This window comes from Kitasatospora sp. NPDC097691 (assembly GCF_040302665.1).
Lineage (GTDB): Bacteria > Actinomycetota > Actinomycetes > Streptomycetales > Streptomycetaceae > Kitasatospora.
In genome coordinates, this window is record NZ_JBEORY010000003.1 from 142,562 (window position 1) to 163,306 (window position 20,745).

The following is a 20,745-nucleotide window of genomic DNA, read 5'->3' on the forward strand; positions in this document are numbered from 1 at the left end:
GACTACCAGGCCACGGACTTCCCCTGGTGGTCCAGGAACCGCAGGCCGGCCTCACCGCGGTGGCGCTCGATCGTCTCCACCACGCCGGGAACGCTCTCCTCCACGCTCAACTCGGCTTCCATGCCGCCGAGTTCGGTCCGCACCCAGCCCGGGTCCATCAGCAGCAGGCTGCGCGCGCCGCCGGCCTGGCGGACGGCGTAGCAGCGCATCAGCTGGTTCAGCGCGGACTTGCTCGCCCGGTACAGGTCCTGTCCGCCCTCGGTGTTCAGGGCGATGCTCCCCTGGTCGGAGGACATCACCCCGATGGTCCCGGCGGGCGCGACCAGCGGGCCGAGGACCTCCACGACGCGCATCGGGCCGAGCGCGTTGGTGACCATCACCTCGGTGAACATCTCCGTCGGCACCTCGCCGATCGGCAGGTCGCCGCGGGTGACGGCGGCGTTGACGAAGAGCAGGTCGAGGGTGCGCCGGGCCAGCCGGTCACGGAGGGCCGCGATCTGCTCCGGGTCGGTCATCTCCAGCGACTCGACGGTCAGCCGCCCGCCGGAGGACGCGGCCAGCTCGTGCAGGCCGGTGCGGCGGCTGCCGCGCACCGTACCGATGACGTCCCAGCCGCGGCGGAGGTACTCGGCGGCGATCCCGAGGCCCAGGGTCCGGGAGGCGCCGATGACGAGGGCGGTCCTGCGCGGTGCGGCCGCGAGGTGCCGTTCTTCACTCATGGGTCGAGCTTCATTCGGTCGAGCTTCATTCGGTCGAGCTTCACTCATGGGTCGAGTCTCCGAGCGGCCGGGGCCGGGCGTCCAATACCCTTCCGGGCGCATTGATACCGTGCGGGCATGGACCTGGACCTGCGCAAGCTCCGCTACTTCGTCGCGGTGGCCGAGCACCGGCAGTTCGGCCGGGCGGCCCAGGAGTTGTTCATCGCCCAGCCGGTGCTCAGTCGACAGATCCGGGCGTTCGAGCAGGAGTTGGGCTGCCGGCTCTTCACCCGCACCACGCGCAGCGTCGAACTGACCGCCGCCGGGCGACAGTTGTACGAGGAGGCGGCACGGATCACCGTCACGGTGGACGCCGCCCTGCGGCGGGTCCAGGAGGCCGCGCGGGGCGAGCAGCGGCTGGTCGTCGCCTTCTCCCCCGGCCTGCACGTGTCGGAAGCGATCCGGGCGTACACGGCACGCAACCCGGAGGTCGCGATCGACGTCCTCCCGCTGCGCTGGTGGGAGCAGGACGCCCCGCTGCGCGACGGCCGAGCGCACGTCGGCCACCTGCGGCGGCCGTTCGACGACACCGGGCTGCGCACCGTCCCGATCGGCCGGGAGACCAAGGTGGCCTGCCTGCCGGCGACGCATCCGCTGGCCGGCCGCCGCACCCTCACCGCCGCCGACCTCGCCGGTGAGCCGATCCTCGACGCCAGGAAGCGGCGGACCTCCTCGCTGGACGAGAAGTTCGAGCTGATCGCCTCCGGGCAGGGCATCGCGCTGGTCCCGCTCAGCGTCGCGGGCTCGTACTCCCGCCCCGACCTGGTCTACCTCCCGGTCACCGACTCACTGCCCGTCGAGACCTGCCTGGCCGTGCCGGAGGGCGATTGCACCGGGCCCGTGGCGGACTTCCTGGCGATCGCCGCCGCCACCCTGCGCCGCCGCCCCTCCGACGGCACCCCGCCGCCCACGCCCGTACCGACGCCGACGCCCGTACCGACGCCGACGCCCCCGCCCGCACCAACGTCCGCACCAACGCCCGCGGCCGCACCGGATCAGCCCCGTACCGCGAGATCCTGACTGCCCACCACCTTCAGCAGCCGCAGGGCCGCGTGCGAGGGCGTCCCGGGGGCCGCGGTGTAGAAGATCGTCCACTGGTCCCGGTGCGGGTCGTGCAGTGCCTCGCAGTCCAAGTCGAGCGGGCCGACCACCGGGTGCAGGATCCGCTTGCGGGTCGACCGGCGGGCCTCCACGTCCTGGCGCGCCCACAGCTCCCGGAACTCGGCGCTGTGCGTGCGCAGTCGCTCGACCAGGGCGCGCAGCGCGCTGTCGGCGGGGTAGCGGGCGGCGGCCGAGCGCAGGTCGGCGACCGCGCGGCGGGCGAACTCGGCCTGGCCGGAGGCGTCGTGGCAGGCACGGGCGTCCGGGTCGGTGAAGAAGCGCCAGACCAGGTTGCGCTCGCCGGGCGGCAGGGCGGAGAAGTCGCCGAGCAGCGCGGCCGCCATGGCGTTCCAGGCGAGGACGTCGCGGGCCGCGCTGCAGACCATGGCCGGGGTGTCGTCCAGCCGGTCCAGCAGGTGCAGGACGCCCGGCCGCACGTCGCGGGCCAGGCCGGAGGGCGGCAGCGGCGACTCCCCCACCAGGTGGTGCAGATGGGCGCGCTCGTCGTCGGACAGCCGCAGCGCGCGGCTGATCGCCCCGATCATCTGGCGCGACGGCCGCGGCCCCCGGCCCTGTTCGAGGCGGATGTAGTACTCCACCGACATCCCGGCGAGCTGCGCGACCTCCTGGCGGCGCAGGCCCGGGGTGCGGCGCCGACCGCCGGCCGGCAGGCCGACGTCGGCGGGCTGGACCCGGGCGCGCCAGCGCCGCAGGAAGGCGGCCAGCTCCGCCCGGTCCACGTGTTCCACGCCCCCAGTCTGGCCCGGCCGCCTCCCGGCCACCATGGGACCGCCGGTACCACCCTCGACAGTGCCCTCCCGGCCCGCGCGCCGCCCGGCCAGGCTGAGCCCATGACCACCGCAGCGCACCACCGCATCGTCCTGATCACCGGCGCCACCAAGGGCATCGGACTCGCCACCGCCGGCGAACTCGCCCGCGCCGGGCACACCGTGCTGATCGGCGCCCGCGACCCCGAGCGCGGCGCCGCGGCCGCCGCCGGGCTCACCGCGCAGGGCCTCGACGCCCGCGCCGTCCGCCTGGACGTGACCGACCCCGCGACCGCCACCGCCGCGGCCGGGCTGATCGCCGCCGAGTACGGCCGGCTGGACACCCTCGTCAACAACGCGGGCGTCGCCCGGGACTGGCGGCGCACACCGGAGGAGCTTCCCGTCGAGGCCGTGCGCGAGACGTACGAGACCAACGTGTTCGGCGTCGTCACCGTCACCAACGCCCTGCTGCCGCTGCTGCGCGAGTCGGCGGCCGGACTGATCGGCAACGTCTCCAGCGGCCTCGGCAGCTTCTCCTTCCTGGCCGACCCCGACTCCCCGGTCTGGGAGCACGCGACACTGCTCGCCTACAACTCCTCCAAGGCCGCGCTCAACGCCCTCACCCTGGTCTACGCCCGGGCGCTGCGTGACAGCGGCATCAAGGTCAGCGCGCTGGAGCCGGGCTACTGCGCGACCGACCTCAACGGGCACAGCGGCCACTCCAGCGCCGAGGAGGGCGGCCGGCGCATCGCCCGGCAGCTCGCGGAGGCGGCGGCCGGGCCGACCGGGGCGTTCTTCCACCCGGAGGGCGGCCGCTACGCCTGGTAGCCGGCCCCGGCGGCGATGAGTCCGGGCAGCTCGCGCATGTCCCGGAAGACGACGGTGCCGGGCCCGGTCAGCCGCTCGGCCGCCGTGACGCCGCCCGCGTAGCCGAGCGCGCGCATCCGGGCGGCCCGGGCGGCCGCGACGCCGGGGGCGCTGTCCTCGACCACGACGCAGGCCGCCGGGTCGACGCCCATGCTCCGCGCCGCGTGCAGGAAGAGGTCGGGCGCGGGCTTGCCGTGCTCGACCTCGGTGGCGCTGAAGATCCGCCCCGCGAACCGCTGGTACAGCCCGGTCCGGCCCAGGGTGTGCCGCATTTTCTCGTGCGTACCGCTGGAGGCCACGCACATCGGCAGGTCGATCGCGTCCAGCGCCTCCGGCAGGCCGTCCACTGGCGTCAGCCCGGCGTCCACGGCCTCCGCGTGCAGCTCGTGGAAGCGCTTGCCCCACACCGCCGCCGCCTCCGCCCCGAGCCGCTCGGCGACCAGCGCGTTGTTGACCGCCTCCGACCGCCCGACGAACCGCTCGATCGCCTCCGCCTCGGTCAGCGGCCAGCCGTACTCCTCCCCCAGCCGCACCAGCACCCGTACGGCGATCACCTCGCTGTCCACCAGGACGCCGTCGCAGTCGAATATCACCAGCTCAATCGGCTTGATCATCCGGACAGCATAGGGCGCGGCCCCGATCAGGGACCCGGCGGCGGGAAGTTCCCCGCCGACTCGGGCACACTGTCCGGCAGTCGCACCGGGTTCGAGCACGGGTAGTCCGCGACGACGGCCTTGGCGTACTTCAGCGCGATGTCGAGAACGGCCCGGTGGACCCTGTCCACACTGACCAGGACCTCCACGTACGGCCGACCCGTGCGTACGTTCTCCGGGTTGTCACACCGGAACCCGAGGCCCACGGACTGCCCCCCGACCCACCCCCGCACGTCCGGACCGAAGTCCAGGCGACTCCTGCCGTTGCCGTACGTCTCCGAGCCCGCGCCGTAGGTGTCGTTCATGGTGGCCTCGTCCATCGGCCGTACCCGGATCACCAGGAGGGACTTCTCCGCGTTCCGCCAGACCACGCAGGTCTGTTCCCCCTGGCCCGGCCCGAGCCTCTCCGTGCTGCCGCCCCCGTAGTGCTCGACGAACGTTCGGGGCAGGTCATCCGCCAGAGGTGCGAGGTCCGCCCGGGTGAGCACCGACCAGCAGGCACTGGCAGACGGCTCCGCCGGTGCGTGAGCCGACCGCCACCACCATCCGAAGCCGGTACCGGCGAGGACCACAGCCGCAGCCCCGGCGGTGACCCACCGCCGCCGGAGCCGCTTGCCCTCAGCCATTGACGGCCCGCGCGAAAAGTCCCGCACTGTCGGCCGCACCGGCCCGAACCTCGTTCGCGGCCCCTGTGGACAGTGCCTCGATCTGCTGCGGGTTCAGGCCGGTCCCCTGCGCGGCGTTCTCCACCGCCTTCTTTGCTGCCTCCGCCGCTCCGTTGAGGCTCGCGACGTCCGCGGCCGTGGCCGGATCCCCGGGATTCACCTCGATGTGGTAGTTCGCGGCCAGCTGGTCGACAAAGTAGTTCACCGGAAGGGAGAGGCCGGCGCCCACACCGGGAACCAATCCCAGCACCTTGCCGCCCGTCATCGCCCACACCGACTTGCCCCACACGGCGTTCTCATCGATGGACTTGTTGTACGCGTCCACCTGGTCCTTCATCTCGCGCACCAGCGCATCGGTCCGGGCCGCCCTACGGCGCCCCGGCGAAGCTGATGGGGCCGTCTCCACTGCCGAAGCGAGCGCCTCCAGCACCCCCGCCATCGGGTTGAAGCCGCCCTGCGCGGAGTCCTGTGGGGAGCCCAGGAACTTCAGCTGGGTGAACTCCGTGTTGTTCCACTGGTCCGACGTCCAGAATCCCTTCTTCTCGCTGAGCTGGGTGACGTGCTCGGCGATCGGGTTCAGGAAGTGCGCGTCGTACGTCCCGGTGCGCAGGATGTTCGTCAGGATCTGGTAGCCGAACGGCTGCGCGCTGCCGCCCGGCCTTCCGGGCGGCCAGACGTCCACCCGGGCGACGCCGGCCCGGCGCAGGCCGGCCTCCCAGTCATCGGAGAGGCGGGGGTAGTTACGGGTGTCGGTAGCGGTCGCCAGCGCCGTGCCGAGGTTCTTCTGGAGGTCGGCGATGGCCTGCGGCCGGTTGCCGCCCTTGTCCGCCGAGGCGACGGCCAACTGGCCGTAGTACTTGAGGAAACCGTCCGGCCCGAGGGACTGGTAGAAGGCCGTGGTGAACCGCGGGTCCGCGGAGTGTTCCTTCAAGGTCTTGTTGAGCTGGTCGATCTGGGCGTCGGTGGCGTTCCCGGCCAGCCGCAGGATGTCGGCCGCCTGCTTGGCCTGCTCCTCGACCCGACTACCGGGCGCCGGCGACCACCGCTGGGGCTGGGCGCCGGCAGCGGCGGCGGCGAGGTCCGGGAACTGTTTCTTCGCCGCCTCCGTCAGGTTGCCGGAACTGTCGAAGAGCCACGGATTCACCCGCCGCTCGAAATCCAGGTCGGTCACCTGCCACCTCCAAAGACCATCGGCCCCACCCCGGCCGTGAACCAGCGCGACTGCCCTGCCGGAACAACCACGGGACCGGGCTGCCGAACCGCTCGACGATCGGCGATCGACGCCTTCAGGAAGCAACCTAACCAGCTCTTTGTGCGGCGAAAGGGAGTTGAGCGACTTCTGAGGAAAGGAACGCGAAGGGCCCGGCGGCGGAAGCCACCGGGCCCTCGGAGGTGCCGCGTCAGCGGGTCTGGACGGAGGTGTCGTCGATCACGAAGCTCGTCTGCAGCGAGGAGTCCTCGACGCCGTTGAACTTCACGGTGACCGTCTGGCCCGCGTAGGCCGACAGGTCGAAGGTGCGCTGCTGGTAGCCCGCCGCGGCGTCCGCGTTGGAGTAGGTCTTCAGCGCGGTGCCGTTGACCGACACGGTCAGCTTGTCGTACGCGGTGGTGCCCGACTCCGCGGTGTCGATGTGCAGCCAGAAGCTCAGCGTCGCCTTGCAGCCCGCCGGGATGCTGACCGTCTGGGACAGCGTGTCGGTGTGGGTGGAGCCGTAGCCGTTCATCCACGCCTTCCACGAACCGCCGTGCGCGGCCTGGCTGGAGCTGTTGTCGACCACTCCGGAGCTCGCCGTCCACGGCGAGGCCGAACCCGTCTCGAAGCCCGCGTTGCCCAGCAGCTGCGCCGGGATGCAGTTGCCTTCGCTGCCGACGACGGTCCAGGTGAAGCTCGCGGTGGCGGTCTTGCCGGCCGCGTCCTTCACCGTGACGGTCACCGGGTAGCTGCCGCCGGTCGTCGTTGCGCCGCTGATCAGGCCGGTGGAGGCGTTGATCGACAGGCCGGCCGGCAGACCGGTCGCCGAGTACGACAGCGGAGCGGTGCCGCCGGACGCGTTGATCTGCAGGTTCACCGAGCCGCCGACGGCGGTCGACTGGTCACCGGGGCTGGTCACCGAGACGGCGCCGCTGCCGGCCGGCTTGGTGAGCAGGCAGCCGGCCACGTTGAGGTCGATGGTCCGGCTGGAGTTCAGGCAGGTGGTGAACCAGTAGGTCTCCTCACCGTAACTCTGGCCCTTGACGGCCTTGGTGGTGCCGTCGGCGGCCACCTCGCACGGGTTGTTGAGGGTGCACATCGCACCGTCGTCGTTGCCGGTGTTGTTGATGCCGATGATCCGCCCGCTGGCGGAGTCGATGATCGGCGAGCCCGAGGTGCCGTGCGTGGTGTTGCAGCCGGAGCTGTAGCGCAGCGAGTCGTGCCAGGTCCACTCGTCCTCGCGGAGGGTGGGCACGAACCCGTTGACGGAGCAGTTCCAGACCTGCTTCCAGTACGACGAGGGTATGTACATCGCCGCGCCGTCGCCCGGGTGCGTGTCGCTGACCGTCAGCGCGGTGGCGCCGTACTTGGAGGTGATCGAGCCGTAGGTGTCGGTGAGTTGGTAGAGCGCGACGTCGGTGCCGGTCATCGTCGCGTAGAGCACCTTGTCGGCCTGGACGGTGCCCAGGCTGTTGCCGGCGCCGTCGAGCAGGGTGCCGCTGCGGCTGGCGCTGACGTTCTGGATGACCTGGCCGGCCGAGGGCATGGTCGGCAGGCAGTGCCCGTTGGTGAGCATCAGCGCCCGGTCGCCGGCCACCGAGGTGGGGTAGCGGACCAGCGAGGCCGAGCAGTTGCTCAGGGCGATGGTGGACGTCAGGTCGGCCGCCTGGACGGCGTGCGCGGGGGCGGCGGCGAAGGCCAACCCGCCCGCGACGACGGCACTCGTACCGGCCACCGCGACAAGTCTCTTGAACATGGCTCTCCTTGTGGGGGATCGCGGGGTGTACGACTGGTCGCCGACGCCCGCGCCGCACGAAAGTGCCATGGCCACCTCAAGGGGTCAACCGTTCTGGCCGAACTCGCCACTCCTCACGGCTTGTTGTGCCACCCCGAGGCAACCACCCGTCCCGGTATGCCCGTTACGCGCTAGGGCTGCGGGGCGGAGTTCACCGTCCGGCTCTCCGTCTTGGCATTGCCCTTGCCGTCCTCCGCGCGCATCTTGATCGTCCAGATCGTCCCGCCGCCGCCCGGCTCGAACTCGTGCGTGTCCCCGACCTTCACGAACCGGCAGTCCCGGGTGAACTGCTTCGCCTCGGAGTCCCAGTCCACCCCGGTGGTGTAGTAGATCTCGTAGGAACCGTCCTTGACGCCGTCGATGGTGGCGGCCTGCCCCTTGGCCGCGTACGCCGAGGCCACCGCCTTGCCGTCGGTGGCGAGCGTGAAGACGGCGTCCGCCGAGCCGTTGTTGTTGAACTTCAGCGTGCCCTTGCCGCCGTTGCCCCCGTCGCGGACGACAGCGCCGTTCTCCAGGGTCCGCGGCTGCGGCTGCGGCTTCGGCAGCTCCGGAACGGTGAAGGCGGCCGGGTAGCCGGCCGTCGCCAGTTCGGCCAGGGCGGCCGGGACCGCCACCAGCCCCTGGGCGGCACCGAGCTCGGCCTGAACGACACCGACGGCGCACAGTTTCTTGTCGTTGAGCTCGACGCGGATCGACAACGCCTCGGAGGAGAGCGAGTTGAGGCCGTTGACCAGTTCGGTGCGGGCCGCGTCGGCGCCGGCCGGGGCGCTGCCGGCGTTCAGGTTCCGGGCGGCGCGGTCGGCGCTGGACTCGACGGTGGCGAGCGCGCTGGTGACCTCGCTCGTGGTCGTGGCCGCCGCCACCTTCCCCAGACCGGTGCTGATCGGTTCGAGGACTTGGGCGAGCGTCGTGCCGTACGGCGTCGCCGAGGCGCTCGGCGTCACCGCGGGGCTCGGTGCGGCCGTCCCGCCGCCCCCGCCCGAGCACCCGGCGAGCAGCAGCACCCCGCCGACGATCGCACCGGACCTGAACACGTTCCCCGTGGACGTCACGGCCCCACCCCTGTTGTCATCGGGCACACGCTCCCCACGCGCACACGAACGGACATGCTGCCGAGTACGAACCGCCCCGGTCAACAGGGTCCGTACGATCATCAGACGGGCCCGCCCCGGCCCGCCCGTCAGGGTCAACTACGATCGGGCACGTGCTCAGCCTCACCGGACTCCCCCTCCAGATCATCACCGCGGTCCTCGCGATCGCCGTCTTCGCCGCCACCATGTGGCTCTGGCCGCGGTTCGGCGGGAAGGGTTGGAAGTCCTGGCTGGGCCGGATCGGCGCCTTCCTCGCCACCCAGGTCGCCGTCCTGGTCGCGATGGGCCTGATCGCCAACAGCTACTTCGGCTTCTACAGCTCCTGGACCGACCTGCTCGGCACCAGCGGCAAGCTCGGCACCGTGGTCGACCACACGCCGAACGCCTCCGGGGTGGCCGTCACCGGGCAGCAGAGCTTCTACTCCGCCCAGGGCTCGGACCCGCAGCGCTCCGGCCTGATCCAGCAGGTGGCCGTCAAAGGAGCGGGCAGCGGTCTGAGCACCGAGGCGTACGTCTACCTGCCGCCGCAGTACTTCCAGCCGGACTTCGCCAAGCAGCGCTTCCCGATGGCCCTGGTGCTCACCGGCTACCCGGGCACCCCGGAGAAGCTGATCTCGCTCATGCAGTACCCGGCGTCCACCCTGAACGCCATCGAGCAGAAGAAGCTGCCGCCGACCATCCTGGTGATGACCCGCCCCACGCTCGTCGGCAACCGCGACACCGAGTGCGTCGACGTGCCGAACGGCCCGCAGGTGGAGACCTTCTTCACCAGCGACCTGCCCAAGGCCCTCGCCGGCACCTACCGGATCGGCAACGACCCGGCCAACCGCGCCGTGATCGGCAACTCCACCGGCGGCTACTGCGCGCTCAAGTTCGCGCTGCGCAAGCCCGACTCCTACCCCGCGGCGATCGCCCTCTCCGGCTACTACAGCGCGGCCCACGACCCGAGCACCGGCGACCTCTTCGGCGGCAACGCCCAGCTGAAGCAGGAGAACGACCTGCTGTGGCGGCTGAAGAACCAGCCGGCCGCCCCCGTCTCGCTGCTGCTGACCACCGCGAACGACGAGAACAACTTCGACGAGACCAAGGCCATGGTCGCCGCCTTCAAGGCCCCCACCTCGATGTCCACCATCACGCTGGACACCGCGGGCCACAACTTCCACACCTGGACCCGGGAGATCCCCCCGGCCCTGGAGTGGCTGGGCAAGCACATCACCATGCCCGCCGCCGCCTGACCTTCCCCCCCCCGGCGGGCAGATCACACCCGCCTCACAGCCCCGTCTCACGGTTCTCTCAGTCGCGCCACGCAGCGTATGGCGCATGACCACGAGCAGCTACTCCCCTCCGGCCGGCGACCCGTGGCCCGAGGCCGCGAACTTCCCGCCGCCGGAGGTGCCACAGCCGGAGCCCGCCCGGTCGGACCGGGCACCGCTCTTCCCCGAGCAGGCCCTGCCGCCCGTCGGCCCCAAGGGCCCCGCCTCCTGGTCCGGCCGGCTGCGCACCCTCCCGGCCCGCGCCTGGCGCGGGCGCGCGGACGACCCGCGCTGGGTGCGCCCGGCCCTGCTGGCACTGCTGGCCGCGACCACCGCCCTCTACCTGTGGGGCCTGAGCGCGTCCGGCTGGGCCAACGCCTTCTACTCGGCCGCCGTCCAGGCCGGCTCCCAGAGCTGGAAGGCGTTCTTCTTCGGCTCCTCCGACGCCGGGAACTTCATCACCGTCGACAAGCCCCCGGCCGCGCTGTGGCCGATGGCGCTCTCGGCGCGGGTCCTCGGCCTCTCCTCCTGGTCGGTGCTGGCCCCGCAGGCGCTGATGGGCACGGCCACCGTCGGCGTGCTGTACGCGACGGTGCGCCGCCGCTTCTCCCCGCTCGGCGGCCTGCTGGCGGGCGCCGCGATGGCGCTCACCCCGGTCGCGGCCCTGATGTTCCGCTTCAACAACCCGGACGCGCTGCTGGTGCTGCTGCTGACCCTGGCCGCGTACGGGCTGGTGCGGGCGACCGAGGCGGCGCGCACCCGCTGGCTGCTGTTCACCGGGGTGATGTTCGGTTTCGCCTTCCTCACCAAGACCCTGGCGGCCTTCCTGATCCTGCCCGCCTTCGCGGTGATCTACCTGGTCGTGGCGCCCACCGGCTTCTGGCGGCGGGTGCGGCAGACCCTGCTCGCGGGCGTGGCGATGGTGGTCTCGGGCGGCTGGTGGGTCGCGATCGTCGAGCTGATGCCGGCCTCGGCCCGCCCGTACATCGGCGGCTCGCAGGACAACAGCTTCCTGTCGCTCACCTTCGGCTACAACGGCCTCGGCCGGGTGGACGGCAACGAACGCGGCAGCGTGGGCGGCGGCGGACGGCTCCCGGCCGGCGTCGACCTGCCCGGCGGGGCCATGCCCGGCGGGGCCATGCCCGGTGGCGGACGCGGCTGGGGCGAGACCGGCCTGACCCGGATGTTCGGCACCGACATCGGCGGGCAGATCGCCTGGCTGATCCCGGCCGCGCTGATCCTGCTGCTGGTCGGCCTCTGGGGCACCCGCCGCTACGCCCGCACCGACACCGCCCGCGCGGCGTTCCTGGTCTGGGGCGGCTGGCTGCTCTCCACCGCGCTGATCTTCAGCTTCATGTCCGGGATCTTCCACCAGTACTACACGGTGGCACTGGCCCCGGCCGTCGCGGCGCTGGTCGGCATGGGCGTGGACGGGCTGTGGCGGGCGCGACACCGCCTGCCGTGGGCGCTGGCGCTGGCCGGCACGCTCGCGGTGACGGCGGTCTGGGCGTTCGTGCTGCTCGGCCGCAGCTCGGACTTCCTGCCGTGGCTGCGCTGGGCGGTGCTGGTCGGCGGGCTGGCGGCGGCGGTCGCGCTGGTCGGCGGCCAGCTCGCCGGACGGACCTCCGGCCGGACCGGCGCGCGGATCGCCTCGGTGGCGGGCCTGGTGGGCCTGGCGGCGGCGCTCGGCGGCCCGGCGGCGTACGCCGTGGACACCGTCGACACGCCGCACACCGGCTCGATCGTGACCGCCGGACCGGGCGTACAGGGCGCGTTCGGGCCCGGCGGCGGGCGCAAGGGCGGCAAGGGGTTCCCCGGCGGCATGGGCTTCCCGGGCGGCGGCAACGGCCGTTCGTTCGGCCAGGGTGGCCAGGGCGGCGGCCAGGGCTTCCCGGGTGGCGGGCAGGGCTTCCCGGGCGGGCAGGGCACGCGCGGGCAGAACGGCGGGGGCTTCCCCGGCGCCGGCAACGGCGGCGGCAACGGCTCCGGCTCCGGCTCCGACCATGCGAACGGACGCCACCAGCGCGGCGCCAACGGCACCAACGGCACCTTCCCCGGTGCCCCCGGCGCCCCCGGCGCGACCGGTGCCGAGGGCACGGCCCCCGGCGGCTTCAACGGCGGCGGGATGGGCGGTGGCGGCATGGGCGGTCTGCTCGGCGGCACCAAGGTGAGCGACGAGGCCGCCTCCCTGCTCAAGGAGAACGCCGACCACTACACCTGGGCGGCCGCCACCGTCGGCTCGCAGAACGCCGCAAGCTACCAACTCGCCACCGGGGAGCCGGTGATGGCCCTCGGCGGCTTCAACGGAACCGACCCCTCGCTGAGCCTGGCGGGCTTCCAGAAGTACGTCCAGGAGGGCAAGGTCCACTGGTTCGTCGCCGGCGGCTCCCGCGGCGGCTTCGGCGGAGGCTTCGGCGGCGCGGGCAGCAGCGCGGAGGGCGGTGAGCGGCAGGAGTCGGAGAACAACCGGATCGAGTCCTGGGTCGCCGCCCACTTCACCGCCAAGACGGTCGGCTCGGCCACCTTCTACGACCTGACGGCCCCGACCTCCTGACCGTGAGGCCCCCAGAGGGGGCGCGCCGCGTCCGCGCGGTGCGCCCCCTCTGCCGTGCGCGGGCCCCTACCCGCGCCCGCACCCGCGCCCGCGCCCGCACCCGCGCCCGCACCCGCACCCGCACCCGCCGGAGCCGCTCAGTCGGACGGGCAGTGCGTCCCCACCGCCGGCATCCGGCCGTCCTCCAGGAACGCGGCGATGGCCGACCGGACGCACGCGCTCTTGTCGTACGCGGTGTGCCCGTCACCGTCGCGGGTGAGCAGCACGCCGTGCTCCAGCCCGGCCGCCAGCCGCTGCGCCCACGGGTACGGGGTGACCGGGTCCTCGGTGGAACCGACCACCAGGACCGGGGCGCTGCCGGGTGCCCGGACGACGTGCGGGCGTTCGGTCGAACGGTACGGCCAGGGGCGGCAGTCCGGGGCGAGCAGGGTGGTCAGCGGGTTGTGCCGGCTGGTCAGCGGGGCCTGGACGGCGAGGTCGGCGAGGGCCGCCTTCAGCTGCGCGCCGTCGGGCGCCGGGAGGTCCGCGCAGGAGATGGCCGCGTAGGCGTCCGCGACGGTCGCGTACCGACCGTTCTCGCCGCGCCCGGTGGCACCGTCGGCGAGCCCGAGGAGGGCGTCGGCGTCGCCCCGCCCGAGGGCCGGTCCGAGGGCGTCGAGCAGCCGGTACCAGGAGCGGCGGCCGTCGTAGAGCACGTTGAGGGTGGCGGTCCAGCCGAGGGCGGCGGTGACGGTGCGGCCGTCGGAGGCGCGCAGCGGGCGGTCGCTCAGGCCGTCGAGAAAGTCGGCGAGGCGTCGCGGGGCGGCGTCCGGGTCGGTGCCGAGCGGGCAGTCGGCGCCGTCGTCGGTGGCGCAGGAGGTGGCGAAGGCCCGGAACGCGGTCTCGCCGGCGACGGCCTGTTCGACGTCGAGCCGCATCGGGTCGGTGCCGTGCTCGACGGCGCCGTCGAGCACGAGGCGGCCGGTGCGGCCGGGGAACTCCTCGGCGTAGAGCGCGCCGAGGTGGGTCCCGTAGGAGAGGCCGAGGAAGTCGAGCTTGCGTTCGCCGAGGGCTCCGCGCAGCACGTCGAGGTCGCGGGCCGCGTCGCGGGTGCCGAGGTGCGGCAGGTCGGCGTGGCTCGCCGTGCAGGCGTCGGCGAGGACCCGGCCGTGGTCGTAGGTCGGGTCGTCGGTGGCGTTCCACTTGTCGCGGGTGCGGTCGTCCAGGCAGTGGACGGGGGTGGTGTCACCGGCGCCGCGCGGGTCGAAGCCGACCAGGTCGAAGCGCTCGTGCAGCCCCTGGTAGCTCTTCCAGTCCCCGCGGACCATGGTGACACCGGAGTTGCCGGGCCCGCCGGGGTTGACCAGGAGGGCGCCGATCCGCGACTGCGGGTCGGCGGCGGGCAGCCGGGCGAGGGCGACGCCGATGGTGCGGCCGCCGGGGTCGGTGTAGTCCAGCGGGACGGTGAGGGTCGCGCACTCGATGGCCGGCCCGTCCTGGCCGCCGTCGGCGTCGTCGGGGCAGGGCCGCCAGTCGATCCGCTGGCCGTAGAGCGCGCGCAGGGCCGGCGCGGCGCCGGTGGCGACCAGGTCGTCGAGCGGCGGCCGGCTGCCGGTACGGCCCGCGCCGCCGGAGCCGGTGCAGCCCGCGAGCAGGGCGAGGGACGCGCCGAGGGCGAGGGCGGGCAGGGTACGCCGGGGGAACCTGGGGAATCTGGGGAAGCGGGAGGTCATCGGGGCCACCGCCCACGAATACCATCCGACCCGGCCCGGCTCCGAACCCGGGTCGCACCCCGCGCCCGCGCCCGCCCCTCGGACGTGAGGTTCCGTCAGCCGCCGATCGCGGACATCGGCCGGTCGGGGCGGACGAAGTCCGCGCTCCCGATGGCGTGTCCGGGCGCCTTGCCCGCCACCGACACCCGCCAGGCCCGCTCGACCTCGGCGTCGTCCGCCCCGCCGCGCAGCAGCGCGCGCAGGTCGGACTCCTCCGTCGCGAACAGGCAGTTGCGCAGCTGCCCGTCGGCCGTCAGCCGGACCCGGTCGCAGCCCCCGCAGAACGGCCGGGTCACCGAAGCGATCACCCCGACCACCGCGTCCGTGCCCGCGATCCGCCACTCCTCGGCCGGCGCGCCGCCGTGCCGCCCGACGGGGACGAGGTCGAACCGCTGCCCGAGCGCGGCCAGGATCTCCTCGGCCGTCACCATCGCCGCGCGGTCCCACGCCTCCTGCGCGTCCAGCGGCATGGACTCGATGAACCGCATCACGTACCCGTGCTCGACGGCGAATTCGGCCAGGGCGACGATCTCGTCCTCGTTCACGCCGCGCACCGGCACCGCGTTCACCTTCACCGGCCCCAGCCCGGCCGCCTTCGCCGCCGCGAGCCCCGCCAGCACGTCGCCGAGCCGGTCCCGCCGGGTGATCGCCGCGAACCGCTCGGGCCGCAGGGTGTCCAGGCTGACGTTCACCCGCCCCAGCCCCGCCTCGCGCAGCGCGAGCGCCGTCCGCGCCAGGCCGATCCCGTTGGTCGTCAGCGACACCTCTGCCCCCAGCCGCGCGATCCGGCCGACCAGCCCCGGCAGCCCCCGCCGCAGCAGCGGCTCCCCGCCCGTCAGCCGTACCGAGGCGATCCCCAGCCGCTCCACGGCGATCCGCACCAGCCGCACCACCTCGTCGTCCCCGAGCACCGCGTCCCGGGCGAGCCAGTCGAGGCCCTCGGCCGGCATGCAGTAGGTGCAGCGCAGGTTGCAGCGGTCGGTCAACGAGACCCGCAGATCGGTGTGGACCCGACCGAAACGGTCCACCAGCGGGCGCGGTGCGGTGTTCATCGACCCAGTACAGGGGGCGGACGCCCGCAGGGCCAGCGGCCGAACCGCCGGGGACCGGCCGCCACCTGCGGCTTCGCCTTGTGGATTCACACAATGCGTGCCTCCGCCCCATAGGGGCAGGCTGGGGGCCATGCAGACTGCGCCGACACCTGCCGGGCCCGCCCCGGTCGCCGCCCTCGTCCTCGCCGCCGGGGGCGGTCGGCGCCTCGGCGGACGCCCCAAGGCGCTGATCCGGTACGGGGGCCGGCCGCTGGTGGAGCACGCGGTGGCGGTGGTCCGGGCCGGCGGCTGCGCGGACGTCACGGTGGTGCTGGGCGCGGCGGGCGAGCAGGTCAGGGCCACCGCGCACCTGCCGGGCTGCCGGCTGGTGGCCAACCCGGACTGGTCGGGCGGCATGGGCTCCTCGCTGCGGGCCGGTCTGGCCGCACTGCCCCCGGGGGCCTCGGCGGTGCTCGTCATGCTGGTGGACACCCCGGGTGTCACCCCGGCCGCCGTCACCCGGCTGCTGGCCGCCCACCGGGCGGGCGCCGAGCTGGCCGCGGCGGCCTACGACGGACGGCGCGGCCACCCGGTGCTGATCGGCGCCCGGCACGTCGCCGAGGCGGCCGCGGGCGCCCGCGGCGACGCCGGCGCCCGCGCCCTGCTGGCGGCGCACGCGGCGGACGTCGTCCTGGTCGAGTGCGCCGACGTCGCCGTCCCGGACGACCTCGACACCCCCGCCGACCTGGCCCGCTGGTCCGCCGGGTGACCGTCCTCCCCTGGACGGAGGCCGGCCGCCGCCGGTCCCTGATCCGTCCCTGAGGATTGCCCCATTCCGCGCCCAGCGCCGGACATTTCGGGGAGCATGGGAATCGTCCCACCCACCCGACACCGACGGACGGAGCCCGCGATGGCAGGACTGCCCGACGACTTCACCGGACACGACCCCACGCGGCCGGGGGCGGGCGGTGGCGCCCGGGCGATCCGCTGCCCCGCCTGCCGCCGCGAGCACCTCTACGAGCCGCCCTCGCTGCCCTGCCCCTGCGGCGCCTCGCTCAAGGTGCCGCTGCTGCGCGGCGGAGTGCCCGTGCAGGTGCGCTTCCGCTCCTGGGAGGACTCCTGGCTGAGCATGCGCTGCCCGCACTGCGGCCGCTCCGACCAGTGGCCGCAGCCGGAGTTCACCTGCAACTGCGGCGCCACCGTCCGGCTGCCGGTGGACCGCACCACCCGGCTGGGCAGCGGCACCGCCGGGCCGCTCGCCGCCCCCGGGCCGCAGGCCTCCCGCCCCCACCCGGCCCACCCGATCGGCGCGCCGGTGCCCGCCCCGCCCGCGCCGCCCGGTGCCTCCACCGGCCGCGCCCGCCCGTTCCGCCACCGCACCCCCTTCCGCCCGCACCCGGTGCGCACCTCGCAGGACGCGGTGTTCACCGCCGCCCGCTACCTGGAGTGGCTGGGCTTCGACGACCTGGAACTGACGGAGGCGCAGGAGCGCGACGGGGTGACCCTGCTGGGCAGCCGGATGGTCGCCCAGGTCGACACCTGGACCGAGCCGGCCGACGTGAAGTCGGTCGAGTGCCTGTGGCTGCAGACCCTGCACGCCGAGGAGATGGCCGCCGCGATGTTCACCCTCGCGGGTTATTCGCACCAGGCCACCGTGCGCGGCGAGCAGCTGCTGGTCGCCCTGTTCAGCCTGGACCTGGCCGGCGTGCCACAGCCCGCGAACGGCGCCGCCGAGGCCCTGATGGAGACCGGCTGGACCTCCTGACCACCCGGAGGCTCCTCTAGATCATTTCCCCACCGAAAGCAACAACCTCCGCTCGTGATCTGGTGCACAAGCTCACCCCCGTGTTGAATTGCCGCCACAGCGCGGGCCTTTCGCCCTGCCGTTGCCATGCGCACGGGTCGTGGCGGCAGGGCCCCAGGGGCGGGTCCGCGTCCTGCTGGATGGCGCACACAAGGAGGTGGCGTTGTCGGAGCACGGATGGGGCCCGAGCGGCCCGGACGGGCGGGGGCGGGCGGCATCGGAGGAGCCGGGCGACACCGTGTGGCGACTGAGGTCCCGGGCGTGCTGGCAGGAGGCCGCCGAACTGTTGCGCCCGACCGCCGAGCAGGACCCGACAGCCGCCCTCGGGCGCGCCGAACTCCTCATCGAGCAGTGCCTGTTCACCGCCGCCAACTGGACCCAGGCGGAGCAGGCGCTGCGCCTGGCGGAGGCCCTGGCGGCCGGCACCGAGCAGCGCGCGGGCGCCGCCTGCGCCCGCGGGTTCCTCGCGTACGTGGCGAGCGTGCTCGGCCCGCGGGACCGGCTGGACGAGGCGCAGGCCGCGCTCGGCCGGACCTCGGCCCTGCTGCCGCCGGACGCGCCGGGCCGCCCACTGCTGGACTTCCGGCGCGGATTGGTCGCCGAGAACCTGCTGCGCGACCGCAGCGCCGCCTGGATCGCCTACCGCCGCGCGCACGAGGGTGCCGGCGAACGGGGGGACGAACTGCTGCGCTCGTACACCTGGCGCCACCTGGCCGCGTTGGCACTCTCCCGCGGGGACCGCGGCCACGCCCGGGAGGGCTTCGACGCCTCCCTGCGACTGCGCGAGCAACTCGGCTTCACGGTAGGGGTGGCTCCGGCGCTCGCGGCGCTCGCCGAGGTGTCCGAACCGGCCGAGGCCGCGCGGCTGCGCGCCGAGGCGACCCGGCTGGTGCACGCCCTGGGCGGGGTCCCGGTCTGGCTCGCACGCCAGCTGGGCGCCGCCCGCGCGCCGGGGCCTCCCCCGGACGGACGCATCGCGAGCGAGACTCGGGGAACAATCAGCTAAGGTGAGCCTAACCTGGCTGGGGTGAGCAGTGCCCCGGCCGGGTCGCCTTGCCGTTCCCCGGGCACCGCCACGCCCCGGTCCGGCCGCGCCCGACGCACCAGCGCCGCCGGGCGCCGCCGGGCGGTCCATGGGCGGGCCCCGGTCGACCCGATGGGGCCCGCCCATGACCGCGAGCAGCACCAGGCCCGGCCCCACGCCGTGCGCCCCCCGCAGCGCCGGGGCGCACGCCCCCGCCGGCGCACCGGACTCCCCCGTCCCGGGCGCCCCCTCGTACCACCGGCTGACCGGACTCACCCCCGTCCTGAGCGTGTGCTGCGCACCACCCCGGCGCGGCGCCGGCTGGCTGCCGGCCGCCGACCTGGCCACCCGCCCCGCTGCGGTGCGCGAGCTGATCGCCCACGATGCCCGGCGGGGCCTCGCCCGCTACGGGCAGCCGCTGCGCCCGGACGTCGCGGCCGGCTTCGGACTGCACCGCTTCGTCTGGCCGGTCTCGCTGCTGTTCACGCTGCCGTGGTTCCTGGAGCGGCGCGTCCCGCTGCTCGCCCTGGGGGACGTCTCGCTGCGCCGACGGCCCGAGGCGGTGGAACTGACCGTCCGCCCGGGCGGGTTCGTCTGCCTGCCGGACGACCCGGTCGCGGGCTCGTCGGCCCGCACGGTGCCGGACGGGGACGCGCTGGCCGCCGAACTGCGGTGCGCGCTGGGCGGGTTCCTGGCGCCGGTGCTGGCCGCCTTCCGCCCGGAGACGCGGCGCGGGCCCCGGGTGCTGTGGGCGATGGCCACGGACGCGGTGGCGGAGGGGCTCTGGTACGCGGGCGGGCTGCTGGGGGAGGCGGACCGGGCGCGCGCCGAGCTGTCCGCGCTACTGGCACCCGGCGGGCCGAGCGGGCGTGGAGGGCCCGGCGAGCCCGCGTGCGCGCCCGGCGCGGACGGGGGCCCCGCTCCGGCCCCGGCGCCCTTCACCCCGGACGCCGGCTTCGCGCCCCCGGCGCCCGGCTGCGACGACGCTTCGACCACGGACCGGGCCCGGGCCAGCTGCTGCCTCGTCTACACCGTCGCAGCGGAGGACATGTGCGGTGGCTGCCCACGCGTCACGCGGGGTTGACGAATGTTCGTCCGATATCAGATCCGGAAAGCCCGGAATTTCAGGAACAATCCACGCCAGATTAGTCAGACAATCGTCTTGTCGCTGCGTCAGAAATCCCTCTCTCCAGCGCATTGACACCGAATCGGTCATTCGCCCGCCGAGCATCCGTCATGATGGTCCCCGCCACCACGACACAGGAACGCGACGAAGGAAGCGAGGCTGGTTCCGGCGATGAAATTGTCCGACATACCGCTCGGGTGGGCCATCACCCTAGTCGCGGGGCTGCTGGTCAGCGCGCTCCTGGTGGCCCTGCTCCGCAGCCGGGGATCCGCCGGCACCACAGGTACGGATTCCTGGGAGCGTTCCGAGGAACGGCGCCGCCGCAAGGAATCCCTCTACGGCGCCGCCTCGTACACGCTCCTGTTCTGCTGTGCCGGTGTCGCCGCCGCGCTGTCCTTCCACGGACTGGTCGGCTTCGGTGTGCAGAACCTGGGCCTGTCCGGCGGCTGGGAGTACCTCGTCCCGTTCGGGCTCGACGGCGCCGCGATGTTCTGCTCGGTGCTCGCCGTCCGCGAGGCCAGCCACGGTGACGCGGCGTTCGGCTCCCGCCTGCTGGTCTGGGTCTTCGCAGGCGCCTCGGCCTGGTTCAACTGGGTGCACGCCCCGCGCGGCCTGAGCCACGCCGGCGCCCCGCAGTTCTTCTCCGGCATGTCCCTCTCGGCGGCGGTCCTGTTCGACCGGGCGCTGAAGCAGACCCGCCGGGCCGCGCTGCGCGAGCAGGGACTCGTCCCCCGCCCGCTGCCGCAGATCCGCATCGTCCGCTGGCTGCGCGCCCCGCGCGAGACCTACGCGGCCTGGTCGCTGATGCTCCTGGAGGGCGTACGCAGCCTGGACGAGGCGGTGGACGAGGTCCGCGACGACAAGCGGGAGCGCGCCCAGGAGAAGGAGCGCCGCAAGCTGGCCGGGCGCCGCGAGCGGGCCGAGATCCGGGCCATCAGCCGCTCCCACGGCACCTGGCGCCGGGGCGGCGGCGCCGCGCGGCAGCTGGAGTCCGGCTCGGAGCCCGCCATAGTCGGCGGGCCCGCCGCGGTCGAACGGCCCGGAGTGGAACGATCCGCAGTGGAACGACCCGCAGTGGAACGGCCCGCGGTCGAACGGCCCGAGGTGGAGCGATCCGCCGCGCCGCGCGAGGTCGAGCCAGCCGAGGGCACGGTCGTCCAGCCCGGTCTGCCGGCCCGCCCGGAGCGGCGCACCATCGACCTCACCCTGGAGGAGGACACCGTCACGTTGCCCCGGCTGGACTCGCTGGAGCGCAAACTGAAGGACCTGGAGCAGCAGTTCGGCTGACGCCCCGGGGGCCGATGATCCCGTAG

At 74.0% G+C, this 20,745-nt stretch carries 17 protein-coding genes and 2 pseudogenes; 9 read left to right on the plus strand and 10 right to left on the minus strand.

Features of this window, described 5'->3' with window-relative positions; all coding sequences use genetic code 11:
- Window positions 1-2 precede the first annotated feature (2 nt).
- The gene (locus tag ABTY56_RS03405) at window positions 3-719 is read right to left on the minus strand and encodes an SDR family oxidoreductase (protein WP_350626043.1); all 717 of its coding nucleotides are present in this window, start codon (window positions 717-719) and stop codon (window positions 3-5) included.
- A gap of 117 nt (window positions 720-836) precedes the next feature.
- Here ABTY56_RS03405 and ABTY56_RS03410 point away from each other — a divergent pair, with 117 nt between their 5' ends.
- Entirely contained in the window at window positions 837-1,778 is a 942-nt protein-coding gene (locus ABTY56_RS03410) for a LysR family transcriptional regulator (protein WP_350626045.1), read from the plus strand.
- Here the strand turns inward: ABTY56_RS03410 and ABTY56_RS03415 are convergent.
- Window positions 1,754-2,608, minus strand: a complete 855-nt coding sequence (locus ABTY56_RS03415; RefSeq protein ID WP_350626047.1) for a helix-turn-helix transcriptional regulator — start codon at window positions 2,606-2,608, stop codon at window positions 1,754-1,756. The genes ABTY56_RS03410 and ABTY56_RS03415 overlap by 25 nt on opposite strands.
- 102 nt (window positions 2,609-2,710) lie before the next feature.
- Here ABTY56_RS03415 and ABTY56_RS03420 point away from each other — a divergent pair, with 102 nt between their 5' ends.
- Complete coding sequence (locus tag ABTY56_RS03420; RefSeq protein ID WP_350626049.1) at window positions 2,711-3,454, plus strand: SDR family NAD(P)-dependent oxidoreductase; 744 nt, start codon at window positions 2,711-2,713, stop codon at window positions 3,452-3,454.
- Here the strand turns inward: ABTY56_RS03420 and ABTY56_RS03425 are convergent.
- The 6 genes and pseudogenes from ABTY56_RS03425 to ABTY56_RS03450 all read right to left on the minus strand — a co-directional run bounded on the left by ABTY56_RS03425 (window position 3,442) and on the right by ABTY56_RS03450 (window position 8,850).
- On the minus strand, window positions 3,442-4,107 hold the full coding sequence (locus tag ABTY56_RS03425) for an HAD family hydrolase (protein ID WP_350626051.1): 666 nt from the start codon (window positions 4,105-4,107) through the stop codon (window positions 3,442-3,444). The genes ABTY56_RS03420 and ABTY56_RS03425 overlap by 13 nt on opposite strands.
- 26 nt (window positions 4,108-4,133) lie before the next feature.
- Window positions 4,134-4,517: a hypothetical protein gene (locus ABTY56_RS03430; protein WP_350626053.1), complete on the minus strand. Its 384-nt coding sequence runs from the start codon at window positions 4,515-4,517 to the stop codon at window positions 4,134-4,136.
- 247 nt (window positions 4,518-4,764) lie between these two features.
- Window positions 4,765-5,982, minus strand: a complete 1,218-nt coding sequence (locus ABTY56_RS03435) for a hypothetical protein (RefSeq protein ID WP_350626055.1) — start codon at window positions 5,980-5,982, stop codon at window positions 4,765-4,767.
- Window positions 5,983-6,211: 229 nt separating this feature from the next.
- Window positions 6,212-6,928 (minus strand): annotated as a pseudogene (locus tag ABTY56_RS03440) (Ig domain-containing protein); the annotation flags it as partial.
- A gap of 213 nt (window positions 6,929-7,141) precedes the next feature.
- Window positions 7,142-7,828 (minus strand): annotated as a pseudogene (locus ABTY56_RS03445) (trypsin-like peptidase domain-containing protein); the annotation flags it as partial.
- Between the two features lie 101 nt (window positions 7,829-7,929).
- Complete coding sequence (locus ABTY56_RS03450) at window positions 7,930-8,850, minus strand: hypothetical protein (RefSeq protein WP_350626057.1); 921 nt, start codon at window positions 8,848-8,850, stop codon at window positions 7,930-7,932.
- A gap of 152 nt (window positions 8,851-9,002) precedes the next feature.
- Between ABTY56_RS03450 and ABTY56_RS03455 the strand changes: the two genes are divergently transcribed.
- Both ABTY56_RS03455 and ABTY56_RS03460 read left to right on the plus strand, forming a co-directional pair.
- Complete coding sequence (locus ABTY56_RS03455) at window positions 9,003-10,124, plus strand: alpha/beta hydrolase (RefSeq protein WP_350626059.1); 1,122 nt, start codon at window positions 9,003-9,005, stop codon at window positions 10,122-10,124.
- Window positions 10,125-10,209: 85 nt separating this feature from the next.
- Window positions 10,210-12,696 carry an ArnT family glycosyltransferase gene (locus ABTY56_RS03460; RefSeq protein WP_350626061.1) on the plus strand — a complete coding sequence of 829 codons (2,487 nt, stop codon included), beginning with the start codon at window positions 10,210-10,212 and terminating at the stop codon, window positions 12,694-12,696.
- Between the two features lie 137 nt (window positions 12,697-12,833).
- On the opposite strand, the gene ABTY56_RS03465 is transcribed toward ABTY56_RS03460, so the two are convergent.
- Entirely contained in the window at window positions 12,834-14,408 is a 1,575-nt protein-coding gene (locus ABTY56_RS03465; RefSeq protein ID WP_350626063.1) for an alpha/beta hydrolase, read from the minus strand.
- Window positions 14,409-14,503: 95 nt separating this feature from the next.
- A complete protein-coding gene (gene moaA / locus ABTY56_RS03470; protein WP_350626065.1) occupies window positions 14,504-15,499 on the minus strand; it encodes a GTP 3',8-cyclase MoaA in 996 nt (331 codons plus the stop codon).
- A gap of 130 nt (window positions 15,500-15,629) precedes the next feature.
- Between moaA and ABTY56_RS03475 the strand changes: the two genes are divergently transcribed.
- The 5 genes from ABTY56_RS03475 (at window position 15,630) to ABTY56_RS03495 (ending at window position 20,719) form a co-directional block, all read left to right on the plus strand.
- Window positions 15,630-16,247, plus strand: coding sequence for a nucleotidyltransferase family protein (locus ABTY56_RS03475; protein ID WP_350626067.1), 618 nt, complete (start codon window positions 15,630-15,632; stop codon window positions 16,245-16,247).
- Between the two features lie 141 nt (window positions 16,248-16,388).
- Entirely contained in the window at window positions 16,389-17,243 is an 855-nt protein-coding gene (locus ABTY56_RS03480) for a hypothetical protein (RefSeq protein WP_350626069.1), read from the plus strand.
- A gap of 202 nt (window positions 17,244-17,445) precedes the next feature.
- Entirely contained in the window at window positions 17,446-18,288 is an 843-nt protein-coding gene (locus ABTY56_RS03485; protein ID WP_502893010.1) for a hypothetical protein, read from the plus strand.
- 163 nt (window positions 18,289-18,451) lie between these two features.
- Complete coding sequence (locus ABTY56_RS03490; RefSeq protein WP_350626071.1) at window positions 18,452-19,390, plus strand: (2Fe-2S)-binding protein; 939 nt, start codon at window positions 18,452-18,454, stop codon at window positions 19,388-19,390.
- 213 nt (window positions 19,391-19,603) lie between these two features.
- Window positions 19,604-20,719, plus strand: coding sequence for a DUF2637 domain-containing protein (locus ABTY56_RS03495; RefSeq protein ID WP_350626073.1), 1,116 nt, complete (start codon window positions 19,604-19,606; stop codon window positions 20,717-20,719).
- Window positions 20,720-20,745: the final 26 nt, after the last annotated feature.

Coding starts and splice junctions, on each gene's coding strand:
- ABTY56_RS03475 (WP_350626067.1), top strand. CDS start 15,630: ATGCAGACTGCGCCGACACCTGCCGGGCCCGCCCCGGTCGCCGCCCTC.
- ABTY56_RS03495 (WP_350626073.1), top strand. CDS start 19,604: ATGAAATTGTCCGACATACCGCTCGGGTGGGCCATCACCCTAGTCGCG.
- ABTY56_RS03490 (WP_350626071.1), top strand. CDS start 18,452: ATGACCGCGAGCAGCACCAGGCCCGGCCCCACGCCGTGCGCCCCCCGC.
- ABTY56_RS03425 (WP_350626051.1), bottom strand. CDS start 4,107: ATGATCAAGCCGATTGAGCTGGTGATATTCGACTGCGACGGCGTCCTG.
- ABTY56_RS03480 (WP_350626069.1), top strand. CDS start 16,389: ATGGCAGGACTGCCCGACGACTTCACCGGACACGACCCCACGCGGCCG.
- ABTY56_RS03410 (WP_350626045.1), top strand. CDS start 837: ATGGACCTGGACCTGCGCAAGCTCCGCTACTTCGTCGCGGTGGCCGAG.
- ABTY56_RS03405 (WP_350626043.1), bottom strand. CDS start 719: ATGAGTGAAGAACGGCACCTCGCGGCCGCACCGCGCAGGACCGCCCTC.
- ABTY56_RS03460 (WP_350626061.1), top strand. CDS start 10,210: ATGACCACGAGCAGCTACTCCCCTCCGGCCGGCGACCCGTGGCCCGAG.
- ABTY56_RS03420 (WP_350626049.1), top strand. CDS start 2,711: ATGACCACCGCAGCGCACCACCGCATCGTCCTGATCACCGGCGCCACC.
- ABTY56_RS03465 (WP_350626063.1), bottom strand. CDS start 14,408: ATGACCTCCCGCTTCCCCAGATTCCCCAGGTTCCCCCGGCGTACCCTG.
- moaA (WP_350626065.1), bottom strand. CDS start 15,499: ATGAACACCGCACCGCGCCCGCTGGTGGACCGTTTCGGTCGGGTCCAC.